Origin of the sequence: Jiangella mangrovi (assembly GCF_014204975.1) — a bacterium.
Taxonomy (GTDB): Bacteria; Actinomycetota; Actinomycetes; order Jiangellales; family Jiangellaceae; genus Jiangella; species Jiangella mangrovi.
This window is the reverse complement of the sequence record NZ_JACHMM010000001.1, coordinates 4,374,830-4,392,309: the sequence shown is the minus strand read 5'-3', so window position 1 is coordinate 4,392,309 and position 17,480 is coordinate 4,374,830. Positions and strand designations below refer to the sequence as shown.

At 70.5% G+C, this 17,480-nt stretch carries 16 protein-coding genes; 8 read left to right on the top strand and 8 right to left on the bottom strand.

The features are described 5' to 3' along the window. Nucleotides 1-9: 9 nt before the first annotated feature. Both HD601_RS20430 and HD601_RS20425 read right to left on the bottom strand, forming a co-directional pair. Nucleotides 10-1,833: an ABC transporter ATP-binding protein gene (locus tag HD601_RS20430; protein WP_184824949.1), complete on the bottom strand. Its 1,824-nt coding sequence runs from the start codon at nucleotides 1,831-1,833 to the stop codon at nucleotides 10-12. Next, a complete protein-coding gene (locus HD601_RS20425) occupies nucleotides 1,833-3,611 on the bottom strand; it encodes an ABC transporter ATP-binding protein (RefSeq protein WP_184824948.1) in 1,779 nt (592 codons plus the stop codon). The genes HD601_RS20430 and HD601_RS20425 overlap by 1 nt, the downstream gene beginning before the upstream one ends. A 90-nt stretch (nucleotides 3,612-3,701) precedes the next feature. Between HD601_RS20425 and HD601_RS20420 the strand changes: the two genes are divergently transcribed. Together HD601_RS20420 and HD601_RS20415 are read left to right on the top strand one after the other, a co-directional pair. Further along, nucleotides 3,702-4,085 carry a BlaI/MecI/CopY family transcriptional regulator gene (locus tag HD601_RS20420; RefSeq protein ID WP_221441154.1) on the top strand — a complete coding sequence of 128 codons (384 nt, stop codon included), beginning with the start codon at nucleotides 3,702-3,704 and terminating at the stop codon, nucleotides 4,083-4,085. Further along, complete coding sequence (locus HD601_RS20415) at nucleotides 4,082-4,957, top strand: M48 family metalloprotease (RefSeq protein ID WP_184824947.1); 876 nt, start codon at nucleotides 4,082-4,084, stop codon at nucleotides 4,955-4,957. The genes HD601_RS20420 and HD601_RS20415 overlap by 4 nt, the downstream gene beginning before the upstream one ends. 689 nt (nucleotides 4,958-5,646) lie before the next feature. Here HD601_RS20415 and HD601_RS20410 read toward each other — a convergent pair. From HD601_RS20410 to HD601_RS20400, 3 genes are all read right to left on the bottom strand, one after another. Next, nucleotides 5,647-7,158 carry a CehA/McbA family metallohydrolase domain-containing protein gene (locus tag HD601_RS20410; protein ID WP_184824946.1) on the bottom strand — a complete coding sequence of 504 codons (1,512 nt, stop codon included), beginning with the start codon at nucleotides 7,156-7,158 and terminating at the stop codon, nucleotides 5,647-5,649. 96 nt (nucleotides 7,159-7,254) lie between these two features. Continuing rightward, nucleotides 7,255-8,733 carry a glutamate-cysteine ligase family protein gene (locus HD601_RS20405; RefSeq protein WP_184824945.1) on the bottom strand — a complete coding sequence of 493 codons (1,479 nt, stop codon included), beginning with the start codon at nucleotides 8,731-8,733 and terminating at the stop codon, nucleotides 7,255-7,257. Between the two features lie 39 nt (nucleotides 8,734-8,772). Continuing rightward, nucleotides 8,773-10,194 carry an Nramp family divalent metal transporter gene (locus HD601_RS20400; protein ID WP_184824944.1) on the bottom strand — a complete coding sequence of 474 codons (1,422 nt, stop codon included), beginning with the start codon at nucleotides 10,192-10,194 and terminating at the stop codon, nucleotides 8,773-8,775. Nucleotides 10,195-10,324: 130 nt separating this feature from the next. On the opposite strand from HD601_RS20400, the gene HD601_RS20395 reads away from it, so the two are divergent. Next, entirely contained in the window at nucleotides 10,325-10,939 is a 615-nt protein-coding gene (locus tag HD601_RS20395; RefSeq protein WP_184824942.1) for a dihydrofolate reductase family protein, read from the top strand. A gap of 19 nt (nucleotides 10,940-10,958) precedes the next feature. Here HD601_RS20395 and HD601_RS20390 read toward each other — a convergent pair whose 3' ends face one another. Next, nucleotides 10,959-11,378 carry a VOC family protein gene (locus HD601_RS20390; RefSeq protein WP_184824940.1) on the bottom strand — a complete coding sequence of 140 codons (420 nt, stop codon included), beginning with the start codon at nucleotides 11,376-11,378 and terminating at the stop codon, nucleotides 10,959-10,961. 128 nt (nucleotides 11,379-11,506) lie between these two features. On the opposite strand from HD601_RS20390, the gene HD601_RS20385 reads away from it, so the two are divergent. Continuing rightward, nucleotides 11,507-12,100 carry a dihydrofolate reductase family protein gene (locus HD601_RS20385; protein WP_184824938.1) on the top strand — a complete coding sequence of 198 codons (594 nt, stop codon included), beginning with the start codon at nucleotides 11,507-11,509 and terminating at the stop codon, nucleotides 12,098-12,100. 96 nt (nucleotides 12,101-12,196) lie between these two features. Here HD601_RS20385 and HD601_RS20380 read toward each other — a convergent pair whose 3' ends face one another. Together HD601_RS20380 and HD601_RS20375 are read right to left on the bottom strand one after the other, a co-directional pair. Then, nucleotides 12,197-13,759, bottom strand: coding sequence for a DHA2 family efflux MFS transporter permease subunit (locus tag HD601_RS20380; RefSeq protein ID WP_184824936.1), 1,563 nt, complete (start codon nucleotides 13,757-13,759; stop codon nucleotides 12,197-12,199). Further along, nucleotides 13,756-14,220: a MarR family transcriptional regulator gene (locus HD601_RS20375; RefSeq protein ID WP_184824935.1), complete on the bottom strand. Its 465-nt coding sequence runs from the start codon at nucleotides 14,218-14,220 to the stop codon at nucleotides 13,756-13,758. Before HD601_RS20375 ends, HD601_RS20380 begins: the two co-directional genes overlap by 4 nt. Before the next feature lie 252 nt (nucleotides 14,221-14,472). Between HD601_RS20375 and clsA the strand changes: the two genes are divergently transcribed. From clsA to HD601_RS20355, 4 genes are read left to right on the top strand one after another with little or no spacing between them, the layout of a single operon-like run. Then, nucleotides 14,473-15,075, top strand: a complete 603-nt coding sequence (gene clsA, locus HD601_RS20370; RefSeq protein WP_221441153.1) for a cardiolipin synthase ClsA — start codon at nucleotides 14,473-14,475, stop codon at nucleotides 15,073-15,075. A 57-nt stretch (nucleotides 15,076-15,132) separates the two neighbouring features. Continuing rightward, nucleotides 15,133-15,993 carry a DUF881 domain-containing protein gene (locus HD601_RS35895; protein WP_184824933.1) on the top strand — a complete coding sequence of 287 codons (861 nt, stop codon included), beginning with the start codon at nucleotides 15,133-15,135 and terminating at the stop codon, nucleotides 15,991-15,993. Next, nucleotides 15,990-16,322, top strand: a complete 333-nt coding sequence (locus tag HD601_RS20360; RefSeq protein WP_184824932.1) for a small basic family protein — start codon at nucleotides 15,990-15,992, stop codon at nucleotides 16,320-16,322. Before HD601_RS35895 ends, HD601_RS20360 begins: the two co-directional genes overlap by 4 nt. Then, on the top strand, nucleotides 16,315-17,436 hold the full coding sequence (locus HD601_RS20355; RefSeq protein WP_184824931.1) for a DUF881 domain-containing protein: 1,122 nt from the start codon (nucleotides 16,315-16,317) through the stop codon (nucleotides 17,434-17,436). The genes HD601_RS20360 and HD601_RS20355 overlap by 8 nt, the downstream gene beginning before the upstream one ends. Nucleotides 17,437-17,480: the final 44 nt, after the last annotated feature.

Sequence of the window (17,480 nt, the reverse complement as noted above, 5' to 3'; positions counted from 1 at the left end):
GAGGAAGCGTCAGCTGACCTCGACGCCGACGAAGCCGGTGCCGGGGCGATAGTCGGGGGACTGGTGCCGGAAGTAGGTGTTGTACACGTCGCAGTAGGCGCCGCCGGCCCGCAGCAATGAGTCGTGCGTGCCCTCTTCGACGATGCCGCCGTCGCGCATGACGATGATGCGGTCGGCGTGCTCGATGGTCGACAGCCGGTGCGCGATGACGATGGACGTGCGCCCGGCCAGCGCGACGTCGAGGCCCTCGGAGATCTGCGCCTCGGTGAGCGGGTCGACGCTGGCGGTGGCCTCGTCGAGGATGACGATGGACGGGTCCTGCAGCAGCAGCCGGGCCAGCGCCACCAGCTGCCGCTGGCCCATGGACAGCGCGGAGCCGTGCTCGCCGACCTCGGTCGCCAGGCCGTCGGGCAGGGCGTCGAGCCAGTCGCCGCCGGCCACCGACTCGGCGACCGCGCGCACGTCGTCGTCCGAGGCGTCCGGCCGCGGGTAGCGGATGTTGTCGGCGACCGTCCCGGAGAACAGGAACGGCGACTGCGGCACCACGCCGAGCTGGTGGCGGTAGCCGGTGAGCTCGACGGTGCGGATGTCGGTGCCGTCGATGAGGATCTGGCCGCCCTGGAACTCGTAGAAGCGCACCAGCAGCCGCCCGATGGTCGACTTGCCGGCGCCGGTGTGCCCGACCAGCGCGACGGTCTCGCCGGCCTCGATGGTGAGGTCGAACCCGTCGAGCACCGGATGCTGCGGCGTGTAGCCGAACGTGACCGAGCGGAACTCGATGCGCCCGGCCAGCCGCCCGACCGGCCGCGGGTCGCGCTGCACGACCAGCGGCTCGGCGTCGATGAGCGCGAACACCCGCTCGGATGCCGACAGGCCCTGCTGGAACTGCGACCAGAACGAGGCGATGGACGTCAGCGGCATCCAGAACAGCCCGACGCTCTGCAGGAACAGGTACCAGTCGCCGGCCGAGATGTCGCCGTCGAGCACCCGCCCGCCACCGACCTGCACGAGCATGACGGTGGCCAGCCCGGCGACCGCGAACAGCGCAGGGAAGATCGTCCCGAACACGAAGCCCTGCTTGAGCGTGACCCGGTAGTTCTGCCCGTTGATGGGGCGGAACTCGTCGTAGATGGTCTGCTCCTGGCGGAAGTTCTTCGCCACGGAGATGCCGCCCATGGTCTCTTGCAGCGTCGCGTTGACCTTCGCGAGCGAGCGCTGCTGCTGCCGGGTGGTCTCGCGCGCGATGCGCCGGAACGCCAGCGCCATGGCCACGATGATCGGCACCACGGCCATGACCAGCAGCGCCAGCCCGAGGTTGCGGGTGAACAGCAGCGCGGTGATGAGCCCGACCAGCAGCACCTGGCTGACGAGGTTGAGCGTCAGCGTGACGACGGTGGCGAAGTCCTCGGTGTCGGACGTGACCCGGCTGACCACCTTGCCGGAGGAGTGCTCGTCGTAGAAGGACATGTCGCGGTCGAGGACGGCGTCGAAGGCGTCCTCGCGCAGCCCGAGCACGACGTCGCCGACCACCGTCGCGGTGTACCAGCGCTGGACGAAGTTGAACACCCAGCCGAGCACGCCGGTGACCAGCACCGCCGACACCAGCGCGACGACCAGCCCCGTCGTGCGGTCGTCGACGATGCGGTCGAGGCCCTCGCTGACCACGAGCGGGAACACCGCCTGCATGAGCGACTGGGCGACGATGGCGACCGCGATGAACCCCATGACGCGCGCCTTGGGCCGGAAGTAGCGCAGGATGCGCCGCAGCAGCTCGCGGTCGTCGTAGGTGCGGTCGTAGGCCTCGGCGTCGAGGCCGGCCATGAGGAACGCCATCAGCCGCTCACCTCGTCGTAGTGGGCGAAGATGCGCCGATAGAGCGCGCAGCGGGCGAGCAGCTCGTCGTGCGTGCCCTCGTCGACCAGCCGGCCGCGCTGCAGCAGCAGGACCTTGTCGGCCCAGCGGATCTGCGACAGCCGGTGCGTGATGAGCAGCGTGGTGCGGCCCTCGAGGACGCGCTGGATGGCCCGCTGGATCTCGTCCTCGGTCGCGCTGTCGATGGCGCTGGTGGAGTCGTCGAGCACGAGGATGGCGGGGTCGGTGAGCAGCGCCCGGGCGATGGCCAGCCGCTGCCGCTGCCCGCCGGACAGGGTGACGCCGCGCTCGCCGATGACGGTGTCGTAGCCGTCGTCGAGCGCCGTGACGAACTCGTGCGCCTGGGCGTCCTTCGCGGCGCGGACGACGTCGTCGCGGGAGGCCTGCTGGCCGAGGCTGAACGCGATGTTCTCGTGCACCGAGCGGCTGAACAGCACGATGTCCTGCTCGATGGTGGAGATCTGCGAGCGCAGGGAGTCGAGGTTCCACTCGCGCACGTCGACGCCGTCGACCAGGATGCGCCCGGAGCCGACGTCGTAGATGCGGTTGACCAGCTTGGTGAGCGTGGTCTTGCCGGCTCCGGTCTCGCCGACGACGGCGACCGTCTGGCCGGGCTCGATGCGGAACGACAGGTGCTCGAGGACGGGCTGGTCGCCGTAGCCGAACGTGACGTCCTGGAACTCGACGGTGCCGCGCATGGGAGCGGTGTGGCCGGCCTCGTTGTGGTCGAGCTCGGTCTCCTCGCGCATGAGCGCCAGCAGCCGGTTGGCGCTGGCGATGCCGTTCTGGACCAGCGAGAACGAGAAGATCGAGATGAACGCCGGGAAGCCGAGCAGGCCGAGCAGCCCGATGTAGGTGATGAGCCCGCCGACGCTCAGCTCGCCCGCGTCGAGCAGCCAGAGCCCGTGCAGCAGCCCGCCCGCCGTCGCGACGGCCAGCAGCAGCGTGGGCAGGTAGCGGGCCTGGATGAAGCCCTGCTCGACGTAGGCGTCGCGGTAGCGGCGGGCGTTGCGGCCGAACTTGGCGAGCTCTTGCTCCTCCTGGCCGGTGGCCTTGACCACTTCGATGCCGCGGATGGTCTCGTTCAGCCCGGCGTTGAGCGTGCCGTAGTTCTCGCGCAGGCTCGCCGACACCGGCGACAGCCGGCGCATGAACCGGCGGATGGACCAGACGAACGCGACGGCGAAGATCAGCGGCGCGACCAGCAGCCGCGGGTCGAGGAACGCGATGAAGACGATGGGCACGATGCCCTGCGTCAGGGAGTCGACCAGCAGGTCGATGCCCGGGCTGAACATGGTGCCGAGCTGGCGGACGTCGTTGGCGCCGCGGGCCATGAGGTCGCCGACGCGCTGGCGGTTGTGGAACGTCTGGCTCTTGCCGAGGAGGCTGACGTACAGCTCTTCGCGGGCGTCGCGCTCGATGCGTTTGGCCAGCACCTCGGTGCACAGTCGGGCGACGAAGTCGATCACCGTCCGCGCGACGACGACGACCAGCAGGACCACGACGATGGTGGTGAGCTCGGCGCGCTGGTCGGCGGTCTCGTCGAGGACGGTGTCGAAGGCGTCGCCGACCAGCCCCGGGATCATGGAGTTGAGCACGACCATGACCACCGAGCCGGCGAGGAAGCCGGCCAGCTGCCACGGATTGCGCAGCTGGTGGGACACGACCCATCGCACCGGCCCGCGCCGGTCGTACTCCGGCTGGCCGGCGACGGTGAACTCGGTGCGCGCCAGTGTCATCGTCGGAAGTTCTAACACGCGGCACCGACAGACCTCATCTGGTTAAACCCGGGCGCTTATGCTCACTGCTGGGAATCGGGAGGTGTGCTGGTGGCCAGGAGCCGGCTCGGGTCGCTCGAGGCGGCCGTCATGGACGTCATGTGGACGTCGGCGGCGCCGCTGACCGTCCGGCAGGTCGCCGAGGCGCTGGCCTCGTCGCGTGCCGTCGCCTACACTACGGTGCTCACCGTCATGGACAACCTCTTCCGCAAGGACGTGCTGGCGCGCGACCTCGCGGGCCGGGCGCACGTGTACCGCCCGCGCACGTCGCGCGAGGAGTTCGCCGCCGACCTCGTCGAGACGGCGCTGTCGGACAGCCCCGACCGGGCGGCCGTGCTCATCCGCTTCGCCGACCGGCTCGACGAGGCCGACGTCCGGCGGCTGGTCGAGGCGCTCGAGCAGCACCAGGGACGCGGCGGGAACTCGCGGCGGTGACGGCGCTCGCGGTGGCGGCCCTCGGACTTGCCGGGGCGTGGCTGCTGCCCCGTCCGCTCGCCGCCGCCCGCTGGCCGTACCGGTTCCCGCGGGCCGGCATCGCGGCCTGGATGCTGCTCTTCCCGGCGACGGTGGGCGCGCTGCTGGCCGCCGGGCTCACCATGGCGCTGCACCTGCTGTCGAAGGGTCCCGGCCCGGAGCACATGGGCGGCCCCGTGCTCGACGGCGCGATCGCCGTCAGCGAGGTGCTGCTGGTGTTGGCCGGGCTGGCTGCTGTGTCGACGACGGTGCACCGGGCGACGGTGGCGCGGCGGACGCACCTGCGCGACCTGTTCCTGGTGGCCCGGCCGACGGCGCACACCGGCGTCGTCGTGGTCGAGGCCGGTGTGCCCGCCGCCTACGCCGTCCCCGGCCGGCACGGCGCGGTGGTGCTGACGACAGCGGCCCGCGATGCGCTGAGCCGGCCCGAGCTCGCCGCCGTCCTCGAGCACGAACGAGCCCACCTGCGCGCCCGGCACGACCGCCTGCTGACGGTGACCGGAACGTTCGCGACGGCGGCGCCGTGGGTCCCGGCCGCCCGGATCGGCCACCGGTCGCTGCGGATGCTCGCCGAGATGCACGCCGACGACGCCGCCGCCCGTCGCACCTCGCCGTTCACGACGGCGACAGCCCTGGTCAAGCTCGCGGGAACGGCAGCGCCGTCGACCGGGTTAGGGGTGACCGGCACCGACGTCGCGGTGCGGGTGCAGCGGCTGCTCGACCGCGCCGCCGAGCCGCGCGTACCCGGTCGCTGGCCCATGGTGCTCGGGCTGGCCGGCCTGGCCGCGCTGGCCTCGGTGCCCTTCGAGGTCCTGGTCGTGGCGCTGGCCTGAGCGTCGGTGGGGGTCGTGGGGTTGGGTGGGGTTCCCCCGTCCCCCTGCTGCCCATTGTCTTAGCCGCGGGGACCCGCCTCAAGCGGACCGACGGCGCTTCGCGCGGGGGAGACCGCTTGACCCGGGTCCCCGCGGTCTAAGAACGGGCAGCTATCAGGGGGACGGGGGGAGTCTGGCGACGGGTGCGGGGTCGGACCTGGTGCGGCCCGGCGTGGGGAGGGAGTTTTCCTCGCTATAGCGGGGGAAACTCCCTCCCCACGGGTGTCGTGGGAGGTTTACTACCGCTCCAGCGGTAGTAGCTCTCCCTCGACGACCGTCGGTGTCCACGTGGTGGGATTTACCGGCGATTCTTGGGCCGCCCACCACGATTACCTGTGCATCACGAGGCCTGTAATCGTGTTGAGGCTCGGGTAATCCTCGTGATGTACGCGATCCTTGATGATCATCGCTGTCCACAGCCGCAACCGACCGGCGCTGAACGGGCGAGGCGTGTCCAGGGTCTCCCCGTCCCCCTGATAGGTGCCAGGTTCTTGGCCGGGTGTGTGCGGGTCAAGCGGTCCCTTCGCGCGAAGCGCCGTCGGTCCGCTTGAGGCGCACGTGCGCGGCTAAGAGACTGGGCACCAGGGGGACGGGGAGCCAACCTCACACCCCCGCAGAACCTCAAAGACCCGCCGGGCGCATGCGAACCCTCAGCGGATGCGGACGAAGACCGGGTTCGAGTAGAACCAGAGGTCGTCCCACGGGTTCTCGAGGCCGTCGGCCTCGGGCTCGAGCTCGTCGGTGCTGGTGCCGCGGACACGGGCGTAGAAGCTGGCGTCGGCGTCGCGGACGGTGTGGCGGATGACGTACTCGTCGCCTTGGCGCTGCCAGTCGCCCGGGCCGAAGCGGCCGACCACCTGGGTGGTGGGGTTGGTGGCGGCGTCGAGGTCGCTGACCGGGCCGGTGACCTGGCCGATGATGAGGTCGACGCGGTTGACCTCGGGCCGGTCGCCGTGGTGGTTCTTGCCGTCGAGCGGGCGGAAGCGGATCTCGATCTCGACGTCGTTGCGGCTGCGGCGGTCGAGGGTGAGGGTCTCGCCGACGGTGACCGTCTTGCGCCGGCTGGTGGCCGACAGGTCCAGCGACCTGATGAGGTCGCCCGTCGTGACGAACATCCGGCCGCTGCGGATGCCCTCCATGATGTCGGTGTAGTCCTGCTTGGCGTGCACGTAGGTCTTGCTGTACTCGCCGGGCCAGAAGTCCGAGCCGCCCCGGGTGTGGTGGACGTGCGAGTCGGAGGTGGCGGTGATCCACCACTTGCGGCCCTCGCCGAGCAGCGAGTCCCACAGGCCGCCGACGCGCGCGGTCATCTGGTCGTAGCCGCCGTGCGTGGGGTAGTTGCCGTAGCCGCCGCGGGCGCCGCCGTTGAGTGGACCGGCCTGGTGGCCCGGCGCGCCCTCGAAGCCGACGTAGATGTCCGGCGCGGCGTTGTTGCCGTTGCGGAACTCGTGCGGGGTGTCCTGGCCCCAGACGCCCAGGCCGGTCGCCGAGCGGGCCGCGTGGTGCGCGATGACCAGCGGCTTCGGGTTCAGGCCCTTCGCCACCTTGAGGAACTCGATCATCTTCGCCTCGCTGTTGGCGTCCGGCGGCACCGTCGGGAACGGGTCGTTCTTGGCGAAGCGGCGCTCGAGCTCGTAGAGCATCTTCGCCTCGTCGTCGTGCCGGGGGATCATCAGCGTGTGGTGGTCCATGGCCGGTGCGTCGAACTCCATGCCCCAGAACTGCAGCACGTCCGGCACCAGCCGGCGCGACAGCAGCAGGTCGGGGTAGGCCTGCTCGAGGTTGACCTTCGAGTGCGTCGGACCGCCGTGGTCCGTGCACATCGCCCAGGTCAGCCCGAAGTTCTTGGCCATGATCGCGTTGGTGACGATCGGGTAGACCGCGTCGGCGCCCTTGTGGAAGACCGGCGGGTTCACCGACGTGTCGAACTCACCGCTGTACTCGGAGTGGATGTGGTGGTCGCCGGCCCGCCAGGCGCGGCCCTTGGACCCGCCGGACGGGCCGGACGGCTGCCCGTTGCCGCGGTCGTCGTCCTCGTGTGCCCACGCGGCGCTCCCGCCGGCCACCGTCGTCGCCGCCGCGAGCGTCGCGCCGACACCGGCGTACCTCATCAGCTGGCGCCGCGACAGACCCTGGTCCGGCTCCTCGACCCGCTCGCCCATGGATGACCCTCGTCTCTACTAAGAAAGGCAGTACTAACCCGCTTAGTTTTGACGTGGTCGTTGAATCGTCGATGAACGAGCAGGGAACGGCCGCCGTCAGTCGACGGCCCAGGTGTGGACGGGGTCGTTGGTGTGCATGTGCTCGACGTAGGAGCCGAGCATGCCGCGCAGCGCGTCGTGGCGCTCGGCCGACGTCGCCTCGAACCGTTTGCGGAACGCCTCGACCTGCCAGGTCGACCCCGTCCGCCGCTGCGTGCAGCGCTGCTCGATGATGCCGAGCAGCCGCTCCTGCTCGGCGGTGTCGACGTTCCAGCGGCGCAGGCCCTCGTAGGCGAGCGGCAGCAGCCGGCGCAGGACCAGCTCGGCCACCGGCACGTGGCCCAGCCCCGGCCAGTACACCTGGGCGTCGATGCCGTCGCGGGCGCAGGCGTGGAAGTTCTCCTCGGCGGCGCTGAACGACATCTGCGTCCACACCGGCCGGTCCTCCTCGGCCAGCGTGCGCACCAGCCCGTAGTAGAACGCGCCGTTGGCCAGGGTGTCGGCGACGGTCGGCCCGGCCGGGAGGACGCGGTTCTCGACCCGCAGGTGGGCCCGGCCGCGGACGACGTCGTAGACCGGCCGGTTCCAGCGGTAGATGGTGCCGTTGTGCAGCCGCAGCTCGGCCAGCTCGGGGGTGTCGCCGCGGTCGAGGACCTCGACGGGGTCCTCGTCGGACACGATCGGCAGCAGCGCGGGGAAGTAGCGCACGTTCTCCTCGAACAGGTCGAAGATCGAGGTGATCCACCGCTCGCCGAACCAGACCCGCGGCCGCACGCCCTGCGCCTTGAGCTCCTCGCTGCGGGTGTCGGTGGCCTGCTCGAACAGCGCGATGCGGGTCTCGGCCCAGAGCTGCTTGCCGAGCAGGAACGGCGAGTTGGCGCCGACGGCGATCTGCACGCCGGCGATGGCCTGGGCGGCGTTCCACATGGCGGGGAACTGCTCGGGGCTGACCTGCAGGTGGAACTGGGTGCTCGTGCAGGCGGCCTCGGGGACGATGGTGTCGCACGAGACGCGCAGCCGCTCGGTGCCGGTGATGGACAGGTGCAGGTCCTCGCCGCGCGCGGCCAGGATCTGGTCGTTGAGCAGCTCGTAGCGGGGGTTCACCGATAGCGCGTGCCCGGTCATGTGCTCCAGCCGCAGCGTCGGCAGGATCCCGATCATGGCGAGATGGGCGCCGACGGCGGACGCCTTCTGTTCCGCGGCGTTCAGGCTGGCGCGCACGTCCTGCTCGAACGCCGCCACACCGGCGCCGTCGAGCTCACGCGGGGCGAGGTTGATCTCGAGGTTCCACTGGCCGAGCTCGGTCTGGAACGCGGGATCGGCGATGGCGGCGAGCGCCTCGGCGTTGCGCAGCGCGGGGTCGTTGGCGCCGTCGACGAGGTTGAGCTCGATCTCCAGACCCGTCATGGGGCGGTCGAACTCGAACTGCGCCTCGCGCAGCATGCGCTCGAACGCGTCGAGGCACCGGCGGACCTTGGTGCGGTACTTCGTCCGGTCCGCCCGGGTGAACTCCTGCCGGCCGACGTCCTCGCCCATGTGACCTCCAGCGGCTCGTCAGCTCAGTATGACGCCGGGTCAGCCGAACAGCTCGCCTCCCTGCTGCCAGATCGTCAGCGCCGACAGCACGCCGAACAGCAGGAACGCCCACACCAGCGCGGCGACGCGGCCCTTCGAGGGCTGGATGGCCGGCGCCAGGGACCGCTTGTTCAGCAGGATCAGCAGGCCGCTGTAGAGGAACATCATGAAACCGCCGACGCACGCGGCGATGACCACCAGCACCAGCGGCTGGTCGAACCCGACGGCCAGGACGACGATCCCGATGGCGACCAGGCCCCACACCAGCCCGAAGTACAGGTGGCTCTCCTTGGCCTGCTTCACGTACGACGTCTTCAGCACGTCGGCGGCGAGGCGGCTGGTGTAGTCGACGATCCCCAGCGCCGCCGCGTACAGCGACAGTGCGCCGATGAACCAGAAGAACGCGCCGAACCAGTCGCCGACGGCGTCCTTGAGCTGCTCACCCTGCACCTGCAGGAAGCCGATGTCGTCGGGCAGACCGGGCAGGCCGAACACCGTCGAGTACGACAGCAGCGACATGAACGTGATCGACACGAACGTGATGAGCACGAACGTCGTCAGCTGCTCGATGTTGGCGAAGCGCCACCACCGCCGCCAGCGGTCGAGGTTGTCCGGCGTCGGCTCGAAGACGTAACCGGCGCCGGGCGCGGCCTCGGGCTCGCCGGTCACGGGGCTCTCGATGCGCGGGACGTAGGCGCCCATGCCGAAGCCCTTGTCGCGGATCCAGTTGCTCTGGCACAGGTTCTGCCCGCCGCCCGCCCCGGCGAACGCCAGCGCGCCCAGCAGCACCGCGAACCCGAGCTCCTCGTACGGCAGCTCTGGCGACGCGACGATGTCGGCGGTGTCGCGCCAGGCCTCGGCCGTGACGGCGAACACGCCTCCGACCACGATGAGCAGCAGGACGGCCGCGACCTTGACCATCTGGATCCGCTCGAGCGCGGTGTAGACGACGGGCGCCAGTGAGAGGATCAGGCCGATCGAGACCAGCATGCCGACGGCGATCCACGTCGCGTTGCCGCCCCAGAGGTACGTCACCAGCGTCGCCGAGCTGGTCGCCCAGCCCGGCCACAGGTTCGCGGAGTACGTGAGGATCGCGAACACCAGGCCCCAGTGCCGCCAGAAGCGGCTGAACCCCGTCAGCGCCGTCTCGCCGGTCGCGAGCGTGTACCGCTCGATCTCCATGTTGAGGAAGTACTGCGTGACCAACCCGACCAGCGCCGCCCACACGAAGACCAGGCCGACCTGGCTGGCGATGTACGGGTACAGGATGAACTCGCCCGACGCGAGCCCGACGCCCGCTGCGATGATGCCCGGCCCCACGATGCGCGACGTCGACGACGGCGGCTCGGGGAGCGGCTGGACCCCCGGCGGCGGCAGGTGGGTGGAACGGAGCCGGTCGGCGACAGAGACGCGAGGGTCCATGTAAAGCGCTTACCCCGCCTTGTCGCGAGGCATGCGCAGTCGCGTGGGCCGCCGTGCGACGATGAGTTCCGGGCACGCAGGCGGTCGGTACGGACAGAGACCCGACCAACGATGGGGGAAGGACCGGCTGATGTCCCGTTCCGTGCTCTACATGTCCATGTCTCTCGACGGCTTCATCACCGGCCCCGACGACGGCCCGGAGAACGGCCTCGGCACCGGCGGCGAGCGGCTGCACGAGTGGCTGTTCTCCGGCGGCGACGACGCGCCGGCGCGCGGGGGTGGCGGGCTGCCCGACTTCCGTGTCGCGCCGGCCAGTCTGCCGGTCTTCGACGAGATCCTCGCCACCGGTGCGGTGCTGACGGGGCGGCGCACCTTCGAGGCGGCCGGCGGCTGGGGCGGCGACCACCACGACGGCGTCCCCATCGTCGTCTTCACCCGCAGCGCGCCGGGCCCCGACGCCGTCCGCGGCCCGAACGTCGCCTACGTGACCGACGGCATCGAGGTGGCCATGGCCCGCGCCAAGGACGCGGCCGACGGGCGCGACGTCATGGTCCACGGCGCGACGACGGCGCAGCTCGCCCTGGCCGCGGGGGTCCTGGACGAGCTGCAGATCCACCAGGTGCCGGTGCTGCTGGGCGGCGGCCGGTCGCTCTTCGGCGAGCTGGGGGCGCCACGCGACCTCGAGCTGGTCCGCGTCGTCGACGCCCCCGGCGTGACGCACCTGCGCTACCGCGTCGCCCGCTGACGCGGACGCCGTCGGGCGACTACTGCTGCTGGGAGCCCAGGATGTTGACCATCCAGGTGACGCCGAACCCGTCGACGCACATGCCGAAGGTGTCGCCCCACGGCGCCTTCTCGAGCGGCATGGTGGCCTGGCCGCTGCCCGCCAGCTTGTCCCAGTACCCGCGCAGCTCGTCCTCGTCGGGGCCGCTCAGCGAGATGGAGATGCTGCTGCCCGCCGTCAGCTCCATGGAGTCCGGGGTGTCGGCGGCCATGAGGACGAGGTCGTTCGAGGTGTTCAGCTGGCCGTGCATGATCTTGCCGGCCTCGGCCGGGTCCTCGCTGGCGCCGAAGTCGGCGAACGTGCTGAGCTGGAGGTCGCCGCCGAAGACCGTCTGGTAGAACTCCAGCGCCTGCCGGGCGTTGTCGCGGAACCCGATGTAGGGATTGAGGCGCGTGCTCATGGGACCGACCTCCTCGTCGAACCGGCGGATCCGCGGAACGCGATCCGTGCCACGTCGACAGTAGACCCGCAACGTCCGGGCGAGCGGGAAGACCGAGTGAACATTCAGCGCAGGGAAGGACCGTGACCATGGGAACCGTGCTGTCGAGCTTCTCGACCTCACTGGACGGCTTCATCGCGGCGCCCGACGGCAGCGTCGGCCCGCTCTTCGACTGGTACACCAACGGCGACGTCGAGGTGCGGCCGCCCGGGTACCCGATCACGTTCCACATGACCCGGGCCAGCGCCGACTACTGGAACCGGACGGCGACGTCGGAGGGCGCGTTCGTCACCGGCCGGGCGCTGTTCGACTTCGCCCACGGTTGGGGCGGCCGCCCGCCGAACGACGCGCCGACCTTCGTCGTCACGCACCGCCCGCCGCCCGCGGACTGGCCGCCGATCCCGGACGCCCCGTTCACCTTCGTCGGTGACCTCGAGACGGCGATGCGCCTGGCCCGCGAGGTGGCCGGCGACGACGGCGACATCGGCGTGGCCGGGCCCAACCTCGCGCAGCAGTGCCTCAACGCCGGCTGGCTCGACGAGGTCCGCATCGACCTGGTCCCGGTGCTGCTCGGCGACGGGATCCGCTACTTCGACAACCTCGACTCCCAGGTCGTGCTGGAGGACCCCGAGGTCGTCCAGGGCTCGCGCGTCACCCACCTGCGCTACCGCGTCCGCCGCTGACCGGGTGGGGAGCGGTGGGGCAGACGAGAAACGGGGAGGGCCCCGGCCGGCGCGATGCCAACCGGGGCCCTCCCCGTCGAAACCCGGAGAACCGGGTCAGTGCAGCATGACCGGCGGCGCCTGGCTGGCGTCGCCCTCACCCTCGCCCTCGTCCTCGCGCGGGTCGTGGCGCAGCTCCTGCTTGCTCCGCGGCAGGAAGAACGCCGGGATGAGGCAGAGCACCACGAGCACGATCGCCACGAGGTAGGTGTCGCCGAACGCGCCCGCCATGGCCGACTGGCCGGCCGACACGGCCTCGGCCGGCAGCTGGTCGACGGTCTGGGTGTTGACGGCACCGAAGTACATGGCGGCGGACTCGTTGTTGAGGATGTTCTGGGTCAGGATGACCGACATGACGGCGGTGCCGATCGAACCGCCGGTCTGCTGGACGATGTTCATCAGCGTAGAGCCGCGGGCCACCTCGCCGTGCGTGAGGCTGGCCAGCGCAGCCGACATGATCGGCATCATCGTCATGCCCATGCCGAGGCCCATGACGAACAGCGAGCTCAGCAGCAGCCAGTACGACGTGTCGGCCTCGAGCTGGGTGAACGTGCTCATGCCGAGGGCGATGAGCACGATGCCGCCGAGCACCAGCTTGCCGGGGCCGGTCTTGTCGGTGAGCCGGCCGGCGATGGGCATGGTCACCATGGCGCCGAGACCCTGCGGCGCGATCAGCAGCCCGGCCGCCAGCGTGGTCTCGCCGCGGACCTGCACGAAGTAGCTCGGGAACAGCAGGCCGGCGCCCATGAACGCGACGATGAACAGCGACATCGTCACCACGGCGATGGTGAGGTGCCGGTTGAGGAACAGCCGCAGGTCGATCAGCGGGTGGCTCTTGCGCAGGGCGTGGAAGACGAACGCCACGACGAGGGCCAGGCCGATGAGCGCCGGGACCAGGACCTCGGCGTTGTTGACGGTGCCGTGCTCGGGGATGGACGAGACGCCGTAGAGGAACGCCGCCAGGCCGGGGGAGAGCAGTGCCATGCCGACGAAGTCGAAGCTCTCAGAGGGCTGGGGCTGGTCCTTCGGCAGCACGCGCCACGCCGCGACGAAGCCGATGATGCCGATGGGCAGGTTGATCAGGAAGATGTAGTGCCACGAGTACGCCTCGATCAGCCAGCCGCCCAGGATCGGGCCGCCGATCGGGCCCAGCAGCATCGGGATGCCCAGCACGGCCATGACGCGGCCGACGCGGTCCGGGCCGGCGGCGCGGGTCATGATGGTCATGCCCAGCGGCATCAGCATGCCGCCACCCAGGCCCTGCAGCACCCGGGCGCCGATGAGCGGGCCGATGTCCCAGGCCATGGCGCACAGCACCGAGCCGAGCGTGAACAGGACCAGCGAGGTCAGGTAGAGCCGCTTGGTGCCGAACCGGTCCGCCGCCCAGCCGCTGATCGGAATGACCGCGGCCAGCGCGAGTGTGTACGCCGTCATGGTCCACGCGGCGGTGGCGACGGTCGTGTTGAACTCGGACTGGAAGGTCGGCAGCGCGATGCTGACGACGGTGATGTCGAGGATCGACATGATGGCGCCGAGCACCACCACACCGGCGACCTTCAGGACGCCGCGGTCGAGCTTGTCGTCGGACCCGGTAGCGGGGGGTCCGGCCGGTGCACTCATGAGAGTTGTTCCTCCAGGCGAGATGGTGCGGATGGTTCGACGATCGGAGCGAGTGCGGCGAAGAGCCGGTCCCGGTCCGAGGGATCGAGGGAGCGGGCGAACGTCACCAGCGCGTTGCGGCGGTGGACGTCGATCTCGGTCATGATCGTCCGTCCCGACTCCGAGAGCGAGACGAGCCGGACGCGGCGGTCCTGAGGGTCCTCGCGGCGCTCGACGAGGCCGTGCGCGACCAGACGGTCGACGTTGCGGCCGGCCGTGGCCAGGGTGAGGTCGAGGAGGTCGGCGAGCTCGTTGATGGGCAGCGCGGCGCTGTGCTGGCCCAGCGTGATGAGGCAGCGGAACTGCGAGATCGACAGGTCGAGCTCGACCATGGAGCGCAGGTCGGAGTCGGCCTTGGAGCAGGACACCTGACGGAAGAAGGCCTCGAGGGAGCGGACGAACTCGTCCTCGGACGCGGGCACCCGAGAATACTAACGCACCTGCAACCATTGCGGGTGTGATAGCTATCACGCACGCACCTGCCGACCCCCATGCAGGCAAGGATGACCGCAGCGCACGCCGTCGCGCATCGCATTTTCCGGTCCCTGGAAAATGACACCGTTCCGTCCGTCCCCGTGGCCGCCACACCCACAAGACGCACGACCGGGCCGTTCTGTGACGCGTACTCTTGGGTCGGCAGCCGCGCCACGGGGAGACATGGGGGAGGACGGGCTGTGAAAGCGCAGGAGACGGAGGTGCAGACCGACCGGGTGTTCACGATCCCGAACATCCTGTCGTTCCTGCGGCTCCTCGGCGTGCCCGTGTTCCTCTGGCTGGTGCTGGTCGAAGAGGCCGACACGCTGGCCATCGTCGTGCTCGCGGTGTCCGGGTTCACCGACTACCTCGACGGCTACCTCGCCCGCCGCTGGAACCAGATCAGCCGCGTGGGCCAGCTGCTCGACCCGCTGGCCGACCGGCTCTACATCTTCACGACGATCATCGCGCTGACGGTGCGCGACATCATCCCGCTCTGGTTCGCCATCCTGCTCGTCGCGCGCGACGTGTACATGACCGGCATCGTCGCGCTGCTGCGCGCCCGCCGCGGCATCACCGGGCTGCCGGTGCACTTCCTGGGCAAGTCCGCGACGGCCTGCCTGCTGTATGCCTTCCCGCTGCTGCTGTGGGGCGACGGCGACGGCACCGTCCCCATGCTGGCGCGGGTGTTCGGCTGGGCGTTCGTCATCTGGGGGGTCGCGCTGTACTGGTGGGCGGCGGTCCTCTACACCGAGCAGACCCGCAAGGTCCTCGCCGAGACCAGCCCCGCACGGAATTCCTGACCACCTGGCACGGATGTCGGCGTGGAACGATCAGGGGCGCGTGCGAGCATGGGGGGCGTGGTGACAGGGCAGCCTCCTCGCGTCCGTCCGCTCCGGCGGCCGGACGAGTCGATGTCGCTGCTCAACGACATCTTCGCCAAGCCGCTCGAGCCGGGGTACGAGGACGCCGCCGCCCGCCGGCGCGCCGCGGGCGAGAAGCCGACGTCCGCACGCACCTGGCGCTCGCCCGCGCTGGCGCTCGGCCTGGTCGCGCTCGGACTGTTGCTGACCATGGCGGTCGTCCAGGTGCGCAACACCGCTAGTGTGGTCTCTTCGGAGCGGCAGGGGCTCATCGAGCAGATCCACAACGAGGACGACCGCGTCAGCCGGCTCCAGGGCGACGTCAGCGCGCTGGAGTCCGAGATCAGCGAACTCGAGGACAGCCTCCTGCAGAACTCCACCACAGGGCAGCAGATGCGTGAGGAAGTCGAGAGCTTGCAGGCGACAACCGGTTCGATCGCCGTGACGGGGCCAGGGGTCGTGGTCACGATCCACAACGCCGACGAGCAGAACTCCGACGGCGGTCTCGACTACGTCCTCGACCTCGACCTGCAGCAGGTGGTCAACGGCTTGTGGGCCGCCGGGGCCGAGGCCATCAGCATCAACGGCCAGCGCATCACCCCGCTCACCGCCATCCGCCAGGCCCAGGACATCATCCAGATCAACTACCGGCCCATGAACGCGCCCTACGAGGTCTCTGCCATCGGCGACTCCCGGACGCTGGGCAACGACTTCGCCAACAACATCGGCGGCGAGTGGCTGCGCAGGATCGCCGGCGAGAACGGCATCGACTCCGACGTCAGCTCGCACGACTCGCTGACCCTGCCGGCCGGGAACACGCCTCTTTCCTTTGCGACCCCTGGGGAGGGCGCACCATGATCCCCTTGGCGGGGCTCGTCCTGGGCATCCTGGCCGGCCTCTTCTTCGACGTGACGGTGCCGCTGGAGCTGCAGCCGTACCTCCCGATCGCCATCGTCGCCGCGCTCGACGCGGTGTTCGGCGGCATCCGGGCGGTCATGGAGGGCATCTTCAACGACAAGGTGTTCGTCGTGTCGTTCATCGCCAACGTGCTGATCGCCGCGTTCATCGTGTTCCTCGGCGACCAGCTCGGCGTCGGCTCGCAGCTGTCGACGGCGGTGATCGTCGTGCTGGGCATCCGCATCTTCACCAACGTCGCGACGATCAGGCGGCACATCTTCCATGCCTGAGCCCGACGGCACCACCGACCGCACCGACGCCCCCGGCGACGGCGTCGACTCCCTGCCCGAGGCGATCCTGCCGCGGCACGCGCACCGCCGCGCCCCGGCGGAGCCCGAGCCCGACGCCGTCGAACCCCCGGACCGAGCGGACGCCGTCGGCACCCCGGACGAGCCCGAGCCCATCGGAGACGAGGCCCGTGCGGAGGAGGACGCCGCCGCCGAGGACGCCGTCGACGACGACCGGGACGACACCCGCGGCGACGACCGCGACGACGACCGCGACGACACACGCGACGACGAGGAGCCGGCCGAGGCGGCGCCGGCACAGCGGTTCGTGCCCGCCGGCGCCGGCAGCCGGTTCACGCCCGCCGCGCCGTCGGGCACTCGCCGGCTGTGGAACGCCGTCACCCAGAAGCCCGACGGCGGCCAGCTCCTCGTGGCCGTGCTGGTCTTCATGCTCGGCTTCGGCGCCGTCCTCCAGGTGCGCGCCGACGACGAGGACACCCTCGCCAACGCCCGCCGCGACGACCTCGTGCAGATCCTCGACGGCCTGCGCCGTCAGGGCGACCGGCTCGACGACCACGTGGGCGAGCTCGAGGCGGACCGCCGCGACCTCATCAGCGGCGCCGACACCGAGCAGGCGGCGCTCGAGCAGGCCCAGGAGCGCGCCCGCACCACCGGCGTGCTGGCCGGCACCATCCCGGCCACGGGGCCGGGCATCATCATGACCATCAGCGACCCCGGCCACCGGGTCAACGCCATCCTCATGCTCCGTGCCATCAACGAGCTGCGGGTGGCCGGCGCCGAGGCGATCCAGATCCGCGGCCACGGCAACGACTCCGAGGTCCGGGTGGTCGCCGACACCTCGTTCGTGAACCCCGACCTCGACGTCCTCGCGGTCGGCGGCCAGATCATCGAGCCGCCCTACGAGGTGGTCGCCATCGGCGAGCCGAGCGAGCTGAGCGGCTCCATGACGTTCCCCGACGGCGTCGTCGACCGCATCCAGGAGCAGGAGGACGCCGAGGCGACCGTCGACGAGTACGACGAGCTCACCGTCGACGTGTTGCACGAGCCGAAGGCGCCTCAGTACGCTCGCCCGGCGCCGGAGGACGAGGACGAATGAGACCGGCCGGCCACACCCGCCCGCCGTACCCCGCCGACCGGCCG

Excerpts from the sequence above, each read along its gene's own strand:
- HD601_RS20395 (WP_184824942.1), top strand. The coding sequence starts at position 10,325 with ATGTCCCGTTCCGTGCTCTACATGTCCATGTCTCTCGACGGCTTCATC.
- HD601_RS20355 (WP_184824931.1), top strand. The coding sequence starts at position 16,315 with ATGCCTGAGCCCGACGGCACCACCGACCGCACCGACGCCCCCGGCGAC.
- HD601_RS20430 (WP_184824949.1), bottom strand. The coding sequence starts at position 1,833 with ATGGCGTTCCTCATGGCCGGCCTCGACGCCGAGGCCTACGACCGCACC.
- HD601_RS20410 (WP_184824946.1), bottom strand. The coding sequence starts at position 7,158 with ATGGGCGAGCGGGTCGAGGAGCCGGACCAGGGTCTGTCGCGGCGCCAG.
- HD601_RS20425 (WP_184824948.1), bottom strand. The coding sequence starts at position 3,611 with ATGACACTGGCGCGCACCGAGTTCACCGTCGCCGGCCAGCCGGAGTAC.
- HD601_RS20400 (WP_184824944.1), bottom strand. The coding sequence starts at position 10,194 with ATGGACCCTCGCGTCTCTGTCGCCGACCGGCTCCGTTCCACCCACCTG.
- HD601_RS20405 (WP_184824945.1), bottom strand. The coding sequence starts at position 8,733 with ATGGGCGAGGACGTCGGCCGGCAGGAGTTCACCCGGGCGGACCGGACG.
- HD601_RS20385 (WP_184824938.1), top strand. The coding sequence starts at position 11,507 with ATGGGAACCGTGCTGTCGAGCTTCTCGACCTCACTGGACGGCTTCATC.
- HD601_RS20360 (WP_184824932.1), top strand. The coding sequence starts at position 15,990 with ATGATCCCCTTGGCGGGGCTCGTCCTGGGCATCCTGGCCGGCCTCTTC.
- HD601_RS20380 (WP_184824936.1), bottom strand. The coding sequence starts at position 13,759 with ATGAGTGCACCGGCCGGACCCCCCGCTACCGGGTCCGACGACAAGCTC.
- HD601_RS20390 (WP_184824940.1), bottom strand. The coding sequence starts at position 11,378 with ATGAGCACGCGCCTCAATCCCTACATCGGGTTCCGCGACAACGCCCGG.